Origin of the sequence: Lysobacter yananisis (assembly GCF_031199375.1) — a bacterium.
GTDB lineage: Bacteria > Pseudomonadota > Gammaproteobacteria > Xanthomonadales > Xanthomonadaceae > Lysobacter > Lysobacter yananisis.
Genome location: NZ_CP133568.1, coordinates 6,065,375 through 6,079,665, shown reverse-complemented (window position 1 = coordinate 6,079,665; position 14,291 = coordinate 6,065,375). Strand labels below are relative to the sequence as shown.

General features: G+C 71.1%; 12 protein-coding genes and 1 pseudogene. 6 read left to right on the top strand and 7 right to left on the bottom strand.

The window, feature by feature from the left end:
* Positions 1–38: 38 nt before the first annotated feature.
* The gene (locus RDV84_RS25210; RefSeq protein ID WP_309152017.1) at positions 39–980 is read right to left on the bottom strand and encodes a LysR family transcriptional regulator; all 942 of its coding nucleotides are present in this window, start codon (positions 978–980) and stop codon (positions 39–41) included.
* Positions 981–1,115: 135 nt separating this feature from the next.
* Here RDV84_RS25210 and RDV84_RS25205 point away from each other — a divergent pair, with 135 nt between their 5' ends.
* From RDV84_RS25205 to RDV84_RS25190, 4 genes are all read left to right on the top strand, one after another.
* Positions 1,116–2,132 (top strand): zinc-dependent alcohol dehydrogenase family protein, encoded by a 1,017-nt coding sequence (locus tag RDV84_RS25205; protein WP_309152016.1) that lies wholly within the window; start codon positions 1,116–1,118, stop codon positions 2,130–2,132.
* A gap of 330 nt (positions 2,133–2,462) precedes the next feature.
* Entirely contained in the window at positions 2,463–3,005 is a 543-nt protein-coding gene (locus tag RDV84_RS25200) for a GNAT family N-acetyltransferase (protein WP_309152015.1), read from the top strand.
* The gene (locus RDV84_RS25195; RefSeq protein ID WP_057946731.1) at positions 3,002–3,619 is read left to right on the top strand and encodes a GNAT family N-acetyltransferase; all 618 of its coding nucleotides are present in this window, start codon (positions 3,002–3,004) and stop codon (positions 3,617–3,619) included. Before RDV84_RS25200 ends, RDV84_RS25195 begins: the two co-directional genes overlap by 4 nt.
* A gap of 234 nt (positions 3,620–3,853) precedes the next feature.
* Positions 3,854–4,597 carry a hypothetical protein gene (locus RDV84_RS25190; protein ID WP_309152014.1) on the top strand — a complete coding sequence of 248 codons (744 nt, stop codon included), beginning with the start codon at positions 3,854–3,856 and terminating at the stop codon, positions 4,595–4,597.
* 396 nt (positions 4,598–4,993) lie between these two features.
* Here the strand turns inward: RDV84_RS25190 and RDV84_RS25185 are convergent, their stop codons facing one another.
* The 4 genes and pseudogenes from RDV84_RS25185 to RDV84_RS25170 all read right to left on the bottom strand — a co-directional run bounded on the left by RDV84_RS25185 (position 4,994) and on the right by RDV84_RS25170 (position 9,956).
* Positions 4,994–6,052, bottom strand: a complete 1,059-nt coding sequence (locus RDV84_RS25185) for a DNA methyltransferase (RefSeq protein ID WP_309152013.1) — start codon at positions 6,050–6,052, stop codon at positions 4,994–4,996.
* A 79-nt stretch (positions 6,053–6,131) separates the two neighbouring features.
* A pseudogene (locus RDV84_RS25180) lies at positions 6,132–7,244 on the bottom strand (hypothetical protein); the annotation flags it as partial.
* A gap of 152 nt (positions 7,245–7,396) precedes the next feature.
* Complete coding sequence (locus RDV84_RS25175) at positions 7,397–8,821, bottom strand: nicotinate phosphoribosyltransferase (RefSeq protein ID WP_309152012.1); 1,425 nt, start codon at positions 8,819–8,821, stop codon at positions 7,397–7,399.
* A 76-nt stretch (positions 8,822–8,897) separates the two neighbouring features.
* A complete protein-coding gene (locus RDV84_RS25170) occupies positions 8,898–9,956 on the bottom strand; it encodes a bifunctional nicotinamide-nucleotide adenylyltransferase/Nudix hydroxylase (RefSeq protein ID WP_078998276.1) in 1,059 nt (352 codons plus the stop codon).
* A 185-nt stretch (positions 9,957–10,141) separates the two neighbouring features.
* On the opposite strand from RDV84_RS25170, the gene RDV84_RS25165 reads away from it, so the two are divergent.
* A complete protein-coding gene (locus tag RDV84_RS25165; protein ID WP_309152011.1) occupies positions 10,142–11,140 on the top strand; it encodes a hypothetical protein in 999 nt (332 codons plus the stop codon).
* A gap of 100 nt (positions 11,141–11,240) precedes the next feature.
* Here the strand turns inward: RDV84_RS25165 and RDV84_RS25160 are convergent, their stop codons facing one another.
* Positions 11,241–12,812, bottom strand: coding sequence for a hypothetical protein (locus RDV84_RS25160; RefSeq protein WP_057946737.1), 1,572 nt, complete (start codon positions 12,810–12,812; stop codon positions 11,241–11,243).
* 50 nt (positions 12,813–12,862) lie between these two features.
* Positions 12,863–13,087, bottom strand: coding sequence for an RNA-binding S4 domain-containing protein (locus RDV84_RS25155; protein WP_057946738.1), 225 nt, complete (start codon positions 13,085–13,087; stop codon positions 12,863–12,865).
* 144 nt (positions 13,088–13,231) lie between these two features.
* Between RDV84_RS25155 and RDV84_RS25150 the strand changes: the two genes are divergently transcribed.
* Entirely contained in the window at positions 13,232–14,224 is a 993-nt protein-coding gene (locus RDV84_RS25150) for a zinc-dependent alcohol dehydrogenase family protein (RefSeq protein WP_057946739.1), read from the top strand.
* Positions 14,225–14,291: the final 67 nt, after the last annotated feature.

Here is a 14,291-nt window from a genome sequence, read left to right as displayed (position 1 = left end):
CGACGCAACCTGCAGCAAGGCAACGGCAACCGCCCGCTTCACGCCACCGCCGCCAGCGGCTTGCCGAAGCCCGTCCCGACCATCCCTGGGATCCGTTCCACCAGCAGGTCGATCGCCGCGCGCGTGCGCAGCGGCAGGTAGTGGGTGTGCGGCCACACCGCGCTGATCCGGCTGCCGACCACGCGGTCGGCGTGCATCACCATCTGCAGTTCGCCGCTGCGCAGGTAGCGGCTCAGCAGCCAGCACGGCAACTGGGCCAGGCCGGCGCCGGCGATGGTCGCGTCGGCGATCGCCTGCAGGTCGTCGAAGCGCAGGCGCGCGTTGACCTGCGGCTCGCGCACTTCGCCGTCGCCGTCGCGCAGGCGCCAGGGCACGAGCTGGCCGTGGCGGCCGTAGATCACCGCGTCGTGGCCGGCGAAGTCGTCGATCTCGCGCGGCAGCCCGCGCTTGGCCAAATACGCCGGCGCGGCGCAGATGCCCAGGTGCTCCTGGGTCAACAGGCGCGCGGCGAGGGTCGCGCTGTCGCGCAGGCGGCCGACGCGGATGCCCAGGTCGTAGCCTTCCTCGACCAGATCGACCATGCGGTCGTTGAACGACAGGTCGATCTCCAGCTTGGGATGGCGCCGCGACAGCTCCAGCACTACCGGCGCCACGCAATGGCGGCCGAACATCACCGGCGCGCTGATCCGCAGCCGTCCGCTGGGCTCGCGCCGGCCGCTGTCGAGCGCGGCCTCGGCGGCGTCGAGTTCGGCCAACGCCTTCACGCAACGCTCGTAGTAGGCCTGGCCGTCCTCGCTCAGGCTCTGGCGGCGGGTGCTGCGGTGGAACAGGCGCACGCCGAGCTGTTGTTCGAGCCGGGCGATGCGCTTGCCGATGGCCGAGCGGGTCACCCCCAGGCGGTCGGCGGCGACCGCGAAGCTGCCGGCCTCGGCGGACTGGACGAAGGCGACGATGCCGAGCAGGCGATCGTTGACGGCCATGGGATTGGTTCCTGTCGGGCTACGGAGAGTGGAAGAAATCTAGCCACTAGAGCGCACGCGGCGACGCTATCGTAGCGCTCCTGGGCCGCGGCATCGTCCCGGCCCCTCATCCCCACTGTTCCAGGAGTGTCCCCCATGAAGGCTTACCGCATCCGCGCCGGCCGCGGCATCGACTCGCTCGCCCTGGCCGAGGAAGCGCCCGCGCCGCTGGGCGCCGGCCAGGTGCGCCTGCGCGTGCGCGCGGTGTCGCTGAACTTCCGCGACCTGATGGTCGCCGACGGCCGTTATCCCGCCGGCGGCGACCGCGCGGTGATCCCGGCGTCCGACGCCGTCGCCGAAGTGATCGAGCTCGGCCCCGGCGCGACCCGCTGGGCGCTCGGCGACCGCGTCGCCACCAGCTTCTTCCCGCACTGGCACGCCGGCGCCGCCAGCGCCCACGCCACCCGCGAGCCGTTCGGCGCCGACGCCGACGGCGTGCTGGCCGAACAGATCGTGGTGTCGCAGGAGTCGGTGTTCGCCGTGCCCGCGCACCTGGACGACGCCCAGGCCGCGACCCTGACCTGCGCCGGCGTCACCGCCTGGAACGCGCTGTTCGTCGAAGCCGGCCTGCGCCCGGGCCAGAGCGTGCTGCTGCTGGGCACCGGCGGCGTCTCGATCTGGGGCCTGCAACTGGCCAAGGCGGCGGGGCTGCGCGCGATCGTCACTTCCTCCAGCGACGCCAAGCTCGAACGCGCACGCGCGCTCGGCGCCGACGAGACCATCAACTACCGCACCCACCCGGAGTGGCAGGACGAAGTGCTGCGCCTGACCGCCGGCGACGGCGTCGATGCGGTGCTGGAAGTCGGCGGCGCCGGCACCCTGGCGCGCTCGCTGCGCGCGGCGGCGATGAACGGCACGGTCGCGATCATCGGCGGGGTCAGCGGCTTCGCCGGCGAGTTCGACCCGTTCGCGCTGATCATGGGCGCCAAGCGCCTGTCCGGCATCTACGTCGGCAGCCGCGGCATGGGCGAGGACTTGGCGCGCTTCGTCGGCGTCAACCGGATCGCGCCGGTGGTGGACCGTATGTTTGCGTTCGAGCAGGCGGGCGAGGCGTATCGCTACCTGGAAAGCGGCTCGCACTTCGGCAAGGTGGTGATCCGGGTCGGCGGCTGAGGCGGCGCCGGTCGGCGCAGGCGGCGCGGGCCGGGGACGGCTCGCGTCGTCGCTGCGGCGTCGCGGTCGCAGTTTGCGCAGCGCCTTCAGTGGGACTTCCAGCAACGCCGCGGACTCGCCCTGTAGGTGCGGCGCGAGCCGCGACCGCGTCAACTCGGCCACCGCGAAAGCCTTTCCGCCTGCGTTCCGGCATATGTCGGAACGGCCGCCGGGATTTCGCAAGCGCGCCGTCGCGGTCGCGTCGCCGTCCGCGACCATCCGCGGATACCGCACCGACGCCTGCGCATGCGATCTTGGCCGCATCGCCTTCGGGCCCTCCGACTCGCCGCCATGACCGATCCCGCCGCCGTTCCCTCGATCCGCCGCGCCCATGCCGGCGACGCCGATGCGCTCGCCCTGGCCGGCGCGGCGACCTTTCTCGACACCTTCGCCGGCATCCTCGACGGCGCCGACATCGTCGCCCACTGCCGCAAGCAGCACGCCGCCGAACTGTACGCGCAGGCCCTGGCCGATCCGGCGACGGCGCTGTGGCTGGCCGAGAGCGCGCTCGGCGCCGCACCGGTCGGCTTCGCGATGCTGACGGCGCCGAACCTGCCGCTGGCCGACCTGCGCGCGGACGACCTCGAACTCAAGCGCATCTACCTGCTCTCGCGCTTCCACGGCGGCGGCACCGGCCGCCGCTTGATGCAGCACGCCATCGACGAAGCGCGCGCGCGCGGCGCCGGCCGCCTGCTGCTGGGCGTGTACGCCGGCAACGAACGCGCGCTGGCGTTCTATGCGCGCTGCGGCTATGCGCAGATCGGCGAGCGCGAATTCCAGGTCGGCGGCCACACCTACCACGACGCGATCCTGGCGCTGGAGCTGGCGGCATGAGCGCCGGCGAGCAGGACAGCGATGCGCAGGATGAGGCGCGCGGCCCTACGGTCCACGCCTTGCGCGAGCAGGACGTGGACGCCGCGGTGGCCTTCGACGGCAGCTTCATCGCCTTCCAGCGCCTGCTGCTGCAACTGCGCGACGGCGCGCTGTGGTGCGACCTGGATTCGTTCGAAACCGAGCGGCTCGAAGAGCCGTACCGCAAGAACTACGGCGACGACGCCGATGCCGAGGGCTTGCGCGATTACCTGCAGCGCGCCCGCGGCAACACCGCGACCGACGCGGCCGCGTTCGTGGTTCGCCTCGACGGGCGCGTGGCCGGGCGGATGATGATGTCGCGCACCTGGAACGGCTTCGCCTATATCGACGACATCGCCATCGACCGCAACGCGCGCCGCCGCGGCGCCGGCACGGCCTTGATGCATGCGGCGCTGGATTGGGCGCGCACGCACGGCTATCCGGGGATCATGCTGGAAACCCAGGACACCAACGTCATCGCGTGCCGCATGTACCTGCGCCACGGTTTCGTGCTCGGCGGATGCGACCGCTACCACTACGCCAACGAGCCGGACATCGCGCATGAGACGGCGCTGTTCTGGTACCGGATGTTGTGACAATCCGGCCATCTGAATACGTAAATTTTTCCGCATCGGCGGATTGAAGCTGCTTTTTTGATGCGTACAGGCATGCGAAGCATGCGGGTTTGCGCGCATCCTGGTTGCGGCGCTGATCATCCGATGCAGCCGCTTCGACGGCGTCACGGCGAATTGACATTCGCCGCGTCGCAATCGCGCCATTCGGAGCCGGGCGCGAACCCTCGCGCCGTCCGGGCCAGGGATGGAACGCACATGGGCGTGGTGCTGATCGAGCATTGGACCGAGTTCGCCGGCGCGGCGCTGCACCGCGTCGATGCCGGCGGCCACCGCGCCTATGCGTTCCTGTGCGCGGGGCCGCCGGTCACCGCCCAGGGCGCGCCCGACGCCTACCACCCCGACGACACCGGCAGCGGCAGCCTGCACGACAGCGGCTGGCCGAGCGGCGCGTGGCGCGAGCGGCTGGTGCCCGATCCGCACCAACCGCAGCGGCCGCTGCGCCAGGCCGAGGGCGCCCAAGCCGGTTACTTCGTCTCCACCACCGCGCTGGCCGACGCCCGCTTTCCGCGCAGCAATCCGCAGGCTTATGTCGACGCGGGACGGGTGCCGTACCTGGCCATGCCGGCGACGTGGCTGGCGCAGGCCGGCGCGGGCGGCGTCGGCGACTTCGTCGTCGTCCACGACCGCGCCACCGCGCGCAGCAGTTTCGGCCTGATCGGCGATGCCGGCCGCGGCCGGGCGCTGGGCGAGATGTCCGAGCGCATGGCCAGCGACCTGTCCGGGGTACGCGCGCACGCGCGCAGCGGACGCGGCGCGCCGCAGGGAACGCTGCTGTGCGTGGTGTTTCCCGGCTCGCGGCGCGAACCGGCCTGGCCGTTGCGCAACTCGGCGTTGCGCTCGCGCTGCGAGCAACTGCTGCGCCCGCTCGGCGGCGTCGCGCGGCTGGCGCAACTGGCCGACTCGCTGGCCGGATTGCCGGCGTTGCGGCCGGAGGAGTAAGCGGGCTGCGAAGTTCCGCGGTGAGTGTGGCGCAAGCCGTTGCCACGCGCCGCGTCCGCCGCGCAGGTGGGGGCGGCGAAGTCGCGCTTCCAGCCCGCGCGGCGAGCCCGCCGCATCGCGGTCGCGGCTCGCGCCGCTCCTATAGTCGGACTTCGTTTGGCGCGGTTGCTCGACTTGCCGGTGAAGCCGCGGCAGCTAGGCAACGAGCGAGCTTCGCAATCGCCCTGTAGGAGCGGCGCAAGCCGCGACCGCGACACAACGCTTACCGCGCAGGCTTCGGCATCCAGGTCGCGCCTGCGGTACGTGCGAGGGCGGCGAAGTCGCGCTTCCAGCCCGCGCGGCGAACCTGCCGCATCGCGGTCGCGGCTTGCGCCGCTCCTGCAGTCGCACTTCGATTCAGCGCGCGGCCTGGTCTGCCAGCGACAGATCCAGGCGCACGAGCCGGCCCAGCCGGTCGCGGCGTTGCGCGCGCAGGTACCAGTGTTCGCGCAGGCGCGGCAGGCGCAGCGGCGGGTACACGGGTTCGCCCCAGAGCGTCAGTTCGTAGCGACGCTCGTGCAGCCACCACAGCAGGCGGTCGAACTCGGCCTGATCGTCGGCTAGCAGCAGGTCGGCATCGGCCGGCGCGCGCGCGTCGGGGGCGGCCAGCCAGCGCGGGTAGCTGCCGTGCAGTTCGAACGCGAATCCCGCTTCGCGCAGCGCCTGCAATTCGTCGCCGGTGCTGTCCAGGCAGATGCGCTCGCGCTGTTTCTGGAACACCAGCGCGTATTCGTGGCTGCGGTCGGTGGACGCGTCGCCGGGCGCCAGCGCGCGCGGATCGCGTGCGTAGCACAGCAGGCGCTCTTCGCGCGTCACGAACAGCGCGCCGAGAATCCGCGCCAGGTCCCAGGCCAGCGGCAGCGTGCGCTCGCCGAGAGTCAGGTTTTCGGCCATGGCGATGCAGTAGCCGCCGTCGGGCAGGGCCGCGCGCACGGCGTGGAAGATGTCGCGCAGGCGCCGCAGGTAGGCTTCGTAGTCGCGTTCCAGATAGAGCTGGCCGGCGTCCGCGCCGGGCGCGCCGGCGGGGTCGGGCCAGCGGCAGCCGAAATACGGAACGTTGGTCAGGCACAGGTCGAACGGCAGCGGCGCCGGCGCATCCGGCAGGCTGCCGACGGCGACCGGCGCGTCGATGCCGTGGCGTTGCAGACGTTCGCGCGCCAGTTGCGCGCGCGCCGGGTCGATCTCCAGTCCGCAGCCACGGCGGCCTTCGAGCGCGGCGGCGAGCAAGGTGGTGGCGAAGCCGCAGAACGGATCGAACACGCGCGCGCCCGGCGCGGCGTAGTGGCGCACGAACGGGCGCATCTGCGCGACCCAGCCGCAGTCGCGGCCGCCGAACGGATCGCGCGCGCGCAGGTCGTCGGGCAGCCGCAGCTGCGGCGGGTCGGGCTCCAGCAGCAGCCAGCTGCGGCTATCCATCGGCGCGCTCCGCGGTGGCGCCGTTCGCGCTCGCGCCGTCGCTGGTTTCGCGCAACGCGGCCGGGTCCTCGTGCAGCGGCCACAGCACGTCGCGATCGGGCTGCCAGCCGGCGCAGAGACGGCCGTTGCCGTGGAACACCAGCTTGTAGATGTCGCCGGAGGCGTGGCGGCGGTGCATGGCGGCGTAGTCGGAGGATTCGAACACCACCTCCATGCCGCTGTCCTGCTCGCGCAGGCGCAGGTTCCAGAAGTAATAGCCTTCGGTGATGCGCAGCGGCGTCAGTTGCGGCCACCACGGCGCGTCCATGCACGCGGCCAGCACCTCATCGATCGGCACGCGTTCGGCGTCGATATAGCGGCGGGTGGCGTTGTCGCGATAGCCCGGGTCCAAGCGCGAGAACTCGCGGAAGATCACCGTGCCGGCGCCGCAGGCGCGCGCCCAGTCGAGGTAGGCGCGCACGCCGTCGGCGTCGTCGATGCCTCCGCGTTGCAGGATGCACACCTGGCGCAGCGGCAGCGCCGCGGACAACTGGCGCGCCACCCGTTCGAATACGGCGCCGTCGGCGATCGGTTCGCCGTCGCGGAAGCGCATGATGCGTTGGTTGCGCGCGGCATCGTAGTGATGCCGCGACAGTTCCAGCCACGACAGGCCGAACGTTCGCAGCGCGGCGATCAATTCCTCGCCACGGCCGCGGGCGAAGCCGGCGCCGTTGCTGTAGAGCACGCGCTCCTCGACCTGCACCCCGTCGCGTTCGGCCGCGCTCAGCGTCGCCAGCAAGCGCAGGAACCAGTCCTCGTCGTCGCTGGACTCCAGTCCCGACAGCGACCACGACAGCGGCAGCCCGCGCAATTGCGCCAGCGCCGCGCTCAGGCGCTCGAAGTGATCGGGGCCGGGACGCAGGGTCTGCGCCATCGCGCCGCCGTCGTGCCGGCGCAGGTTTTCCGAACAGAACAGGCAGCGCGCCGAACACGGCCGCGCCGCGGCGTAAGGGGTGAAGGTGACCGGCTGGGCGACGCGGTAGCGGCGTTCGCCGATGCGGTGCTCGCGCCAGCGCGCGGCGTCGTGTTCGCCCGGCGCGCGCCGGGCCAGCTGCGGCGTGCTCGCGCGCAGGCGTTGGAACAGGGAAGAGGCCGCGCTGAGCGGGAGCGTGCCCGGGTCGGCGGTCGCTAGCCCTTCGAGAGGGGCTGGCATGGATTCGTCCTTGGAAGTTTGGGCGGGGCGGCGGCCCTCACCCTAGCCCTCTCCCGCAGGCGGGCGAGGGGACTGATCGTGGCGATCGCGAAGCGCCCCTGCTTTTAAGCCCCTCTCCCGCTCGCGGGAGAGGGGTTGGGGCGAGGGAACGCTCAAAGCCGCGCCGCGTTCGCCCGTTCCCGCACCTGCGCGAACGTCCAGTCGGCGACCAGCTTGCCGTCCTCCCACACCGTCACCATCGCGTCTTCGTAGCCCACCGGCTTGATCGCTTCCTCCAGCGAAGGCGCGTCCGCCGGCACCGGCACGGTCTTGAAGTGGCCGTATTCGCGATGGCGCAGCAGGGTCATGCGGCCGCGCTTGCTCGACTTGCCCTTGTCGGTGACCGGGTCCTTGTAGACGTCGATCCATTCGCCATCCACGCGCGCGGCCGAGCACTTCAGCGCGAACTTCTGGGTGTCGCGGTCCAGCCGCTGCAGCAGCGCGCCGCCCATGCCGAAGGCGAGGTTGTCGGTGGCGTAGCCGTAGCTGGTCGCGCGTTCCAGGATCGCGCGGATGCTGGTCGGGTTGATGCCGTCGCCCTGGATCACCCGCACATGGTTGAGCACCTTGTAGCCCTTGCCGTTGACGGTGTGGCCGAAGGCCTCGTCGAGCAGGGACAGGCACTGGTGCACGACATCGACCGGGTCGCCCGAGTCGGGGCGCACCACCAAGGTCGCGCCGGAAGCGATGATCTGCTCGCGCAGGGTCTTGCCCCAGTGCTCGCGAATCGCATGGAAGATGTCGTAACTGTCCGACACCACCGCGACGATCGCGCCGGGCTTGGCGAACTGGTCGAGCATGTTGCGGTAGGCATCGACCTCGCGCTCGCGGCCCCAACTGGTGATGGTGCTGTGCTCGGCGGCGGGGATCGAATAGCCGGCCATCGGCTCGTGGTAGTAGCGCTTGGCCAGCAGCAAACCCGAGACGGTGTCGGTGCCGAGGAAGTTGACCAGGTGCGCGGCGCCGCCGAGCGCGGCCGATTCGGTGCTGGACACGCCGCGCGCGCCGAAGTCGTGCAGCTTGAACGGCAGCTGGCCTTCCGGGTCGTCGCTGGTGCGTTCCAGGAACTGGCGGATGGTCTGCTTGGCATGCCAGCTGGTGGTGGCCACCGTCACCGGGTACCACAGGCGCAGCAGCAGGGTTTCCAGGTACGACGGCACCCAATAGGCCTGCGGGTCGGTCGATTCGATCGTCACCAGCGCCTGATGGGTCGGCACCACGGTGCCTTCGGGCACGGCGCGGATCCGGATCGGCATCAGCCCGTCGTGCTTATCGACGATGTAGCGCCAGCCGGCTTCGTTGAACGGTTCGCCGTGCGCGGCGAACAGGTCGCGCGCTTCGTCGATGTCGGCGTGGGTGACCGGCTTGGCCAGGTACTCCTTGAGGATCGCCTGCAGGCCGAAGAACACCGTGCGGTCGTACACGCCGCCGCGCGATTCGATGTAGAAGAACGTCGCATCGGTGCCGGGCGGGTACTGCAGCCAGTGGCTGGCCTTGTAGCTGTCGGTGTTGAGCAGCAGGTTGTCGAGGCATTGCATGACGGGAAGCTCCTTCGCGTCGGGTGTGGCCGGCGGTCTGTCCGCCGGCGGGAGGGCCGGGCGGTGCGCGTTGCGCTCAGCCGCGGCCCAGGAAGTATTCGAGGATGTGCAGGTGGTCTTCGAACAGCTGCGGGCTCATCTCCAGCGCCTCGCTGACCGGGAACCAGCGCGCCTTGTCGGCGTCGTCGCCGCCGCGCACCTGCGGCAGTTCGCCGGCGGGAAAGTCGAAGTGGAAGGCGTGGGTGATGGTGCGCCCGCGCGCGCTGCGCTCGGGATGGTCGAACACGCGCTCGCCCTTGATCGAGCCCTTGAGCACCGCCAGCGGCACTTTCAGCCGGGTTTCCTCGCGCAGCTCGCGCAGGCAGGCGTCGAGCAGGCTTTCGTGCTGGCCGACGAAACCGCCCGGCAGCGCCCACAGGCCCTTGCCCGGTTCGGCGCGGCGGCGCACCAGCAGCACGTGGCCGGAATGCACCACCACCGCGTCGGTGGTGACGAAGGTCGGCGCGTAGGGCGCATCGCTCCAGGCCGCGCGGTACTGCTCGATGAACTGGTATTCGGCGACCAGTTGCTTGAACGCCGGCGAGCTCTTGCGGAACGCCTCGAGCATGTCGAACACCGGCGCCGGCACGTTGGCGCGGATCAGCATCAGTCCGCCGTGGCTGTCGAGCTGGTTGGCCTCGAACAGGTACTTGCGCAGTTCGGTGGCCGACAGCGTGGCGGTGTGGTTGACGTCGACCAGCGGCCACTGCGGGAACTCGCGCAGGTAGTAGCTGGAGGCGTCCTTGTCCATGCCGACCAGGCCGATGCGCGCATCCGCCGCGCCGCCGTCGGCGCGCACCGCCTCGGCGACGCTGCGCTGGACGTTGGCGATCCACTGGCTCTCGTTGTAGAGGTGGTCGCGCAGCGGACGCACGATCAGGCGGTCGGCGCTGTCGGCGAGCGCGGCCTGGATCATCACCGCGCGCTCGGCGACGGTGAAGGGGTTCTTGACGGTGCGGGGGGTGTCGGCGGAACCGACCAGGAAGACGACCTTGGCGGCCTTGCCCAGCGCGTGGCGGGCGACGGCGGCGTGGCCGTTGTGGAAGGGCTCGAAGCGGCCGATGAAGACGAGGTAATCGTATTGCTGCAGTGCCATGAGAATCCCTCACGGAGTTGAAGTGGCCGGCGGTCTGTCCGCTGGCGTATGGCAAAGGTTACGCCGATGCCCGGCGCCGTCAAGTGCCGCCGCTTCGCCGCGGCGCGCGGTGCCGGCGTCGCCCCGAGCGGCGTGGTCCGTTTCGCCCGGACCGCTACAATCGCGCCGAGCAACGGAGGGCGACCATGGGGATGCAGGTTCCGCAGTATTGGGCCGAGGCGCGGCTGCAGGAGAAGTTCGGGAGGGGGCACGTTTCCGGGCGGGTTTCGCTGACGGTGCGTCGCTTCGGTTGGTCCGATTCCAGCCAATCCGACGCCCAGGCCATGGCCGAGACGCGCGTGCGCGACGCGTTCGACCGCATCCTCGCCGGCGAGAAACTGCCGCGCAACGAACCGCGCGTGCCCTACGACGCCGAAGGCCTGCCGATCCGCGAGGAAATCGTCGCCCGCCACGGCAACGAGGTGATCACCCGCAACAGCTACGGTTCGCGCTGCCTCAACTCGCCGGACGTGCTGTTCGCCGATGTCGATTTCAAACCGCCGCCGATGCCGCCGTGGCGACGCAAGCAGTTCGTCGCCGCCGTCGTGGCGGGCGCGGTCTGCGGCGTCCTGTGGCATCCCGTCGCCGGCATCGCGGCGTTCATCGCCACGTTGATCCTGATCGGCACGATCCACGGCTGGTGGGCGCGGCGGCGCGACCTGCAACTGGGCGGCGGACCGGAGGCGCGCGCGCTGGCGCCGGTCAAGGCCTTCATCGCCGCCAATCCGGACTGGCACCTGCGCGTCTACCGCACGCCCAACGGTTTCCGCCTGCTGGCGATGCACCGCACCTTCGATCCGCTCGACCCGCAAGTGAACGCATTCTTCGAAGCGATCGGCGCGGACTCGTACTACGCGCTGTCGTGCAGGCACCAGCATTGCTTCCGCGCCCGCGTCAGCGGCAAACCGTGGCGCATGGGCCTGCGCGAACACATGCCGTACCGGCGCAGCGCCTGGCCGATCGCCGAGGAGCACCGGCCCGAGCGCGAGCGCTGGGTGGCCGAATACGAGCGCAAGGCCGAAGGCTACGCGGCGTGCCGCTTCGTCGAACGGTTGGGTAGCCGCGATTACGTGTCGGCGACGCAGTCGGTGCAGCGCTTGCACGACGATCTGTGCAGCGCGACCCGCGATCTGCCGATGGCGTGAGCGGGCGGTAGCGAACCCGGTCGTACGCTGCCGCGACCGGGATCGTGGCGCGTGCCCATCGGTGCGGGGGGCGATGCCGGTCGCCTGGACCGGCGCGGGGTCAGCGCGGTATCAGCGTCTCGAGTTCGCGATGCAAGTCGTCGGGCAATCGCGCGCGGGCCTGTCGCAGGCGTTCGCGCAGCGTTTGCGGCGATGCCTGTTCGAGCGAACCGAAGCGATAGCGTCCGAAGTTGGCCCATGTGCGCAATTCGGACACAAGCTCCCATTCCACCTGCGAGGCCTGCGGCTCGGACAGCGCCTCCAACAGGAAGTCCAGCGCCTGCCATTTGTCCAGCAAGGTGGTGGCGCAGGTCAGCCGGACGCGGTGCGGCGGGCGCAATTCCCAGGCTTGCCGCAACACCGCCGCCGTCAGCCTGGCGTGGCCGCTAGCGTAGGCCCGCAGGGCTTCGGATGCGACCCGGTAATCGATGTCGTGCAGCGCCCGCGCCAATGCCGCGGGCAGGCCGATGGCCGCGCCGCGGATGAGTCCGCGCAGCGCCAGCAGCCGCAACCGCGACGAAGCGTGCGACAACCACGGCGACAGGCTCGCCTCGTCCTCGGGCAGGGCGCATTCGCTCAAGGCGGTCAGCGCGATGCGCGCCCGCGCCGAATCGCCTTTCTCCAGCGCGTCGCGCCAGATCCGCCGGGGTTCTTCGCCGAACCGCTCGCGCAGCAGATAGGCCGCTACCCGCCGTGGGCCGGTGGAACGGTCGAACATCGCATCGTCCAGGCTTTCGCGCAGCGAGGGCGCATCGACGCGGGCGGCCAGCCGCAGCGCGTCGCGGCGCAAGGCGGGGACGCGGCGCCGGCGGGTCAGGCGCAACTCGCGGTCGAGCCGGTCCGGCGCCAACAGAGTTTGCGCCTGCGCCAACGCGGCACCGGCGATGCGCGGATGCCTATCGTCGAGCGCGGCGATACAGGCGTCCGCCGCGCTGCGGGCGCCGGTCGCGACCGCGGCGGCATAGGCGTATTCGCGCACCTGCGGCGAATCCGACGCGGTGGCCCGCCACAGCCGCTCGGCATGGCGCGGCGCGTGCAGCTGCGGTTCGACCAGCGCGCTCCAGGCGTCGGCGTAGCGTTCGCGCCCGCGCATCGACAGCGCCAGCTCGATCAGGTCGAACAGCCGCTCAGGTTCGCGTTGGAGCAGCGAGTCCAACAGGTTTTCGGCGACCCGCCGTACCGGGTCGACCCAGTCGCCGCAACGGATCAGCGCCGCCGCCATCGCCACGCGGCCGGGCCAGTCGGCGAACGCGCGCAGCGCGTACTCGCGCAGATAGCCGTCGTAATCGCAACTGGCGACGAACAGGCAGGCCTGGGCGCGTTCGGGGCCCGCCGCCTGCAACGCCTGCAGGGGCACAAGCCCGTCGGGCCAGACCGGGACGGGCTGGAACGGCCGCCTGTCGTAGGCGCAAAGTTGTCGTTGAAAGTCGTAACGCCGGCGACTCTTGCGGATCGCCTCCTCCAGGCGCGGCAGCGCGCGCGCCGGCAGCGCTTGCAGCTCGCCGGCGGCGCTTTCCAATTCGCTGTCGACGAAGACGAAGTCGTGCTGGCCGCGCAGCGCGCGCAGGCCCGCGGTCAGGTAGCAGTTCCAGGCCGCCGGCAGGCGCGCCGGGCTGGGAAAATCGATCAGCATCCTTGCGCTCCGAAGGTACGTGCCGCGACAGACAGGTGCCGCGACGCGATTCAGTCCGCCGCCACCTCGATCCGCACCCCCTCGCACTCCACCACCTGGCCCGCGCGGATCTTGCAAGTCTTGCGCAGTTCCACCTGCCCGTCCACCCGTACCGCGCCGCTGGCGACGATGGCCTTGCCGGTGCCGCCGCTGTGGGCGAGGCCGGCCAGCTTGAGCAGTTGGTTGAGTTCGACGTAGTCGTGGCCGGCGTCGAGGGCGAAGCGGATCGGTTGCATGGCGGCGTTGCTTTGGGGCGGTGACGGGGAGGCAGGGTCGCAGCGCTGAGACCTGGACGCAAGACGTTTGCGCGCGCGGCGGCGTACTCTCGGGTTTTCGGCGCCCGTGCGGGCGCCGCCGGCCCATCTCCACGGAGGTCCACGATGAAGCGAGCCCAGTACGAGCGGCGCGGCCCGGTGCCGCAGGACGTGATCGAGGCGGTCGAGTTCCAGACCCCGCCGCTAGCCGCCGGCCAGGTGCTGATCGAGGTGCTGGCCGCGCCGATCAATCCCTCCGACGTGCTGACCCTGACCGGCGACTACGGCCTGCTGCCGCCGCTGCCGGCGGTGGGCGGCAACGAGGGTGTGGGCCGGGTGGCCGAGCTCGGCCCGGAGGTGACCCAGCTCAAGCTAGGCCAGACCGTGCTGCTGCCGATCCAGGGCGGCAGCTGGGCCACGCACATGGTCGGCACGGCCAAGCATCTGGTGCCGCTGCCCGACGGTGCCGATCCCAAGCAACTGGCGATGATCACCATCAACCCGCCGACCGCGCTGCTGATGCTCAGCGACATCGTCGCGCTGGAGCCGGGCGACTGGGTGATCCAGAACGCGGCCAATTCGGCCGTGGGCACGTACCTGATCCAGTTGGCCAAGGCGCGCGGGCTGCGCACGATCAACGTGGTGCGGCGCGAGTCGGCGGTGGAAGCGGTGCAAGCGGCCGGCGCCGACGTGGTCCTGGTCGACGGCGAGGACCTGGGCAAGCGCGCGCGCGAGGCGGCGCAGAAGGCGCCGATCAAGCTCGGCATCGACGCGGTCGGCGGGCTGGCGACCCAGCACGTCGCCCAGGCCCTGGGCGAGGGCGGGGTGGTGGTGAACTACGGCGCGATGAGCGGCGAGGCCTGCCAGATCTCGCCGGCCTCGTTCGTGTTCCGCGACGTGTCGCTGCGCGGGTTCTGGCTGTCGCGCTGGTTCCAGCAGGCGGCGCCGGCGCGGCGCGCGCAGGTGTTCGGCGAGATCGCCCAGCGGGTGGCCGCGGGCGAACTGCACGCGCGGGTGCAGGCGACCTATCCGCTGGAGCGGATCAAGGACGCGGTGGCCGCGGCTGCGGCCGGCGAGCGCGACGGCAAGATCCTGATCCTGCCCAACGGCGAGGTGTGAGCGTGGAGGAGCGAGGAGCGAGCAACAGCCGCTTGCGCTTCTGCTTTTCGCTCACTTCTCACTTCTC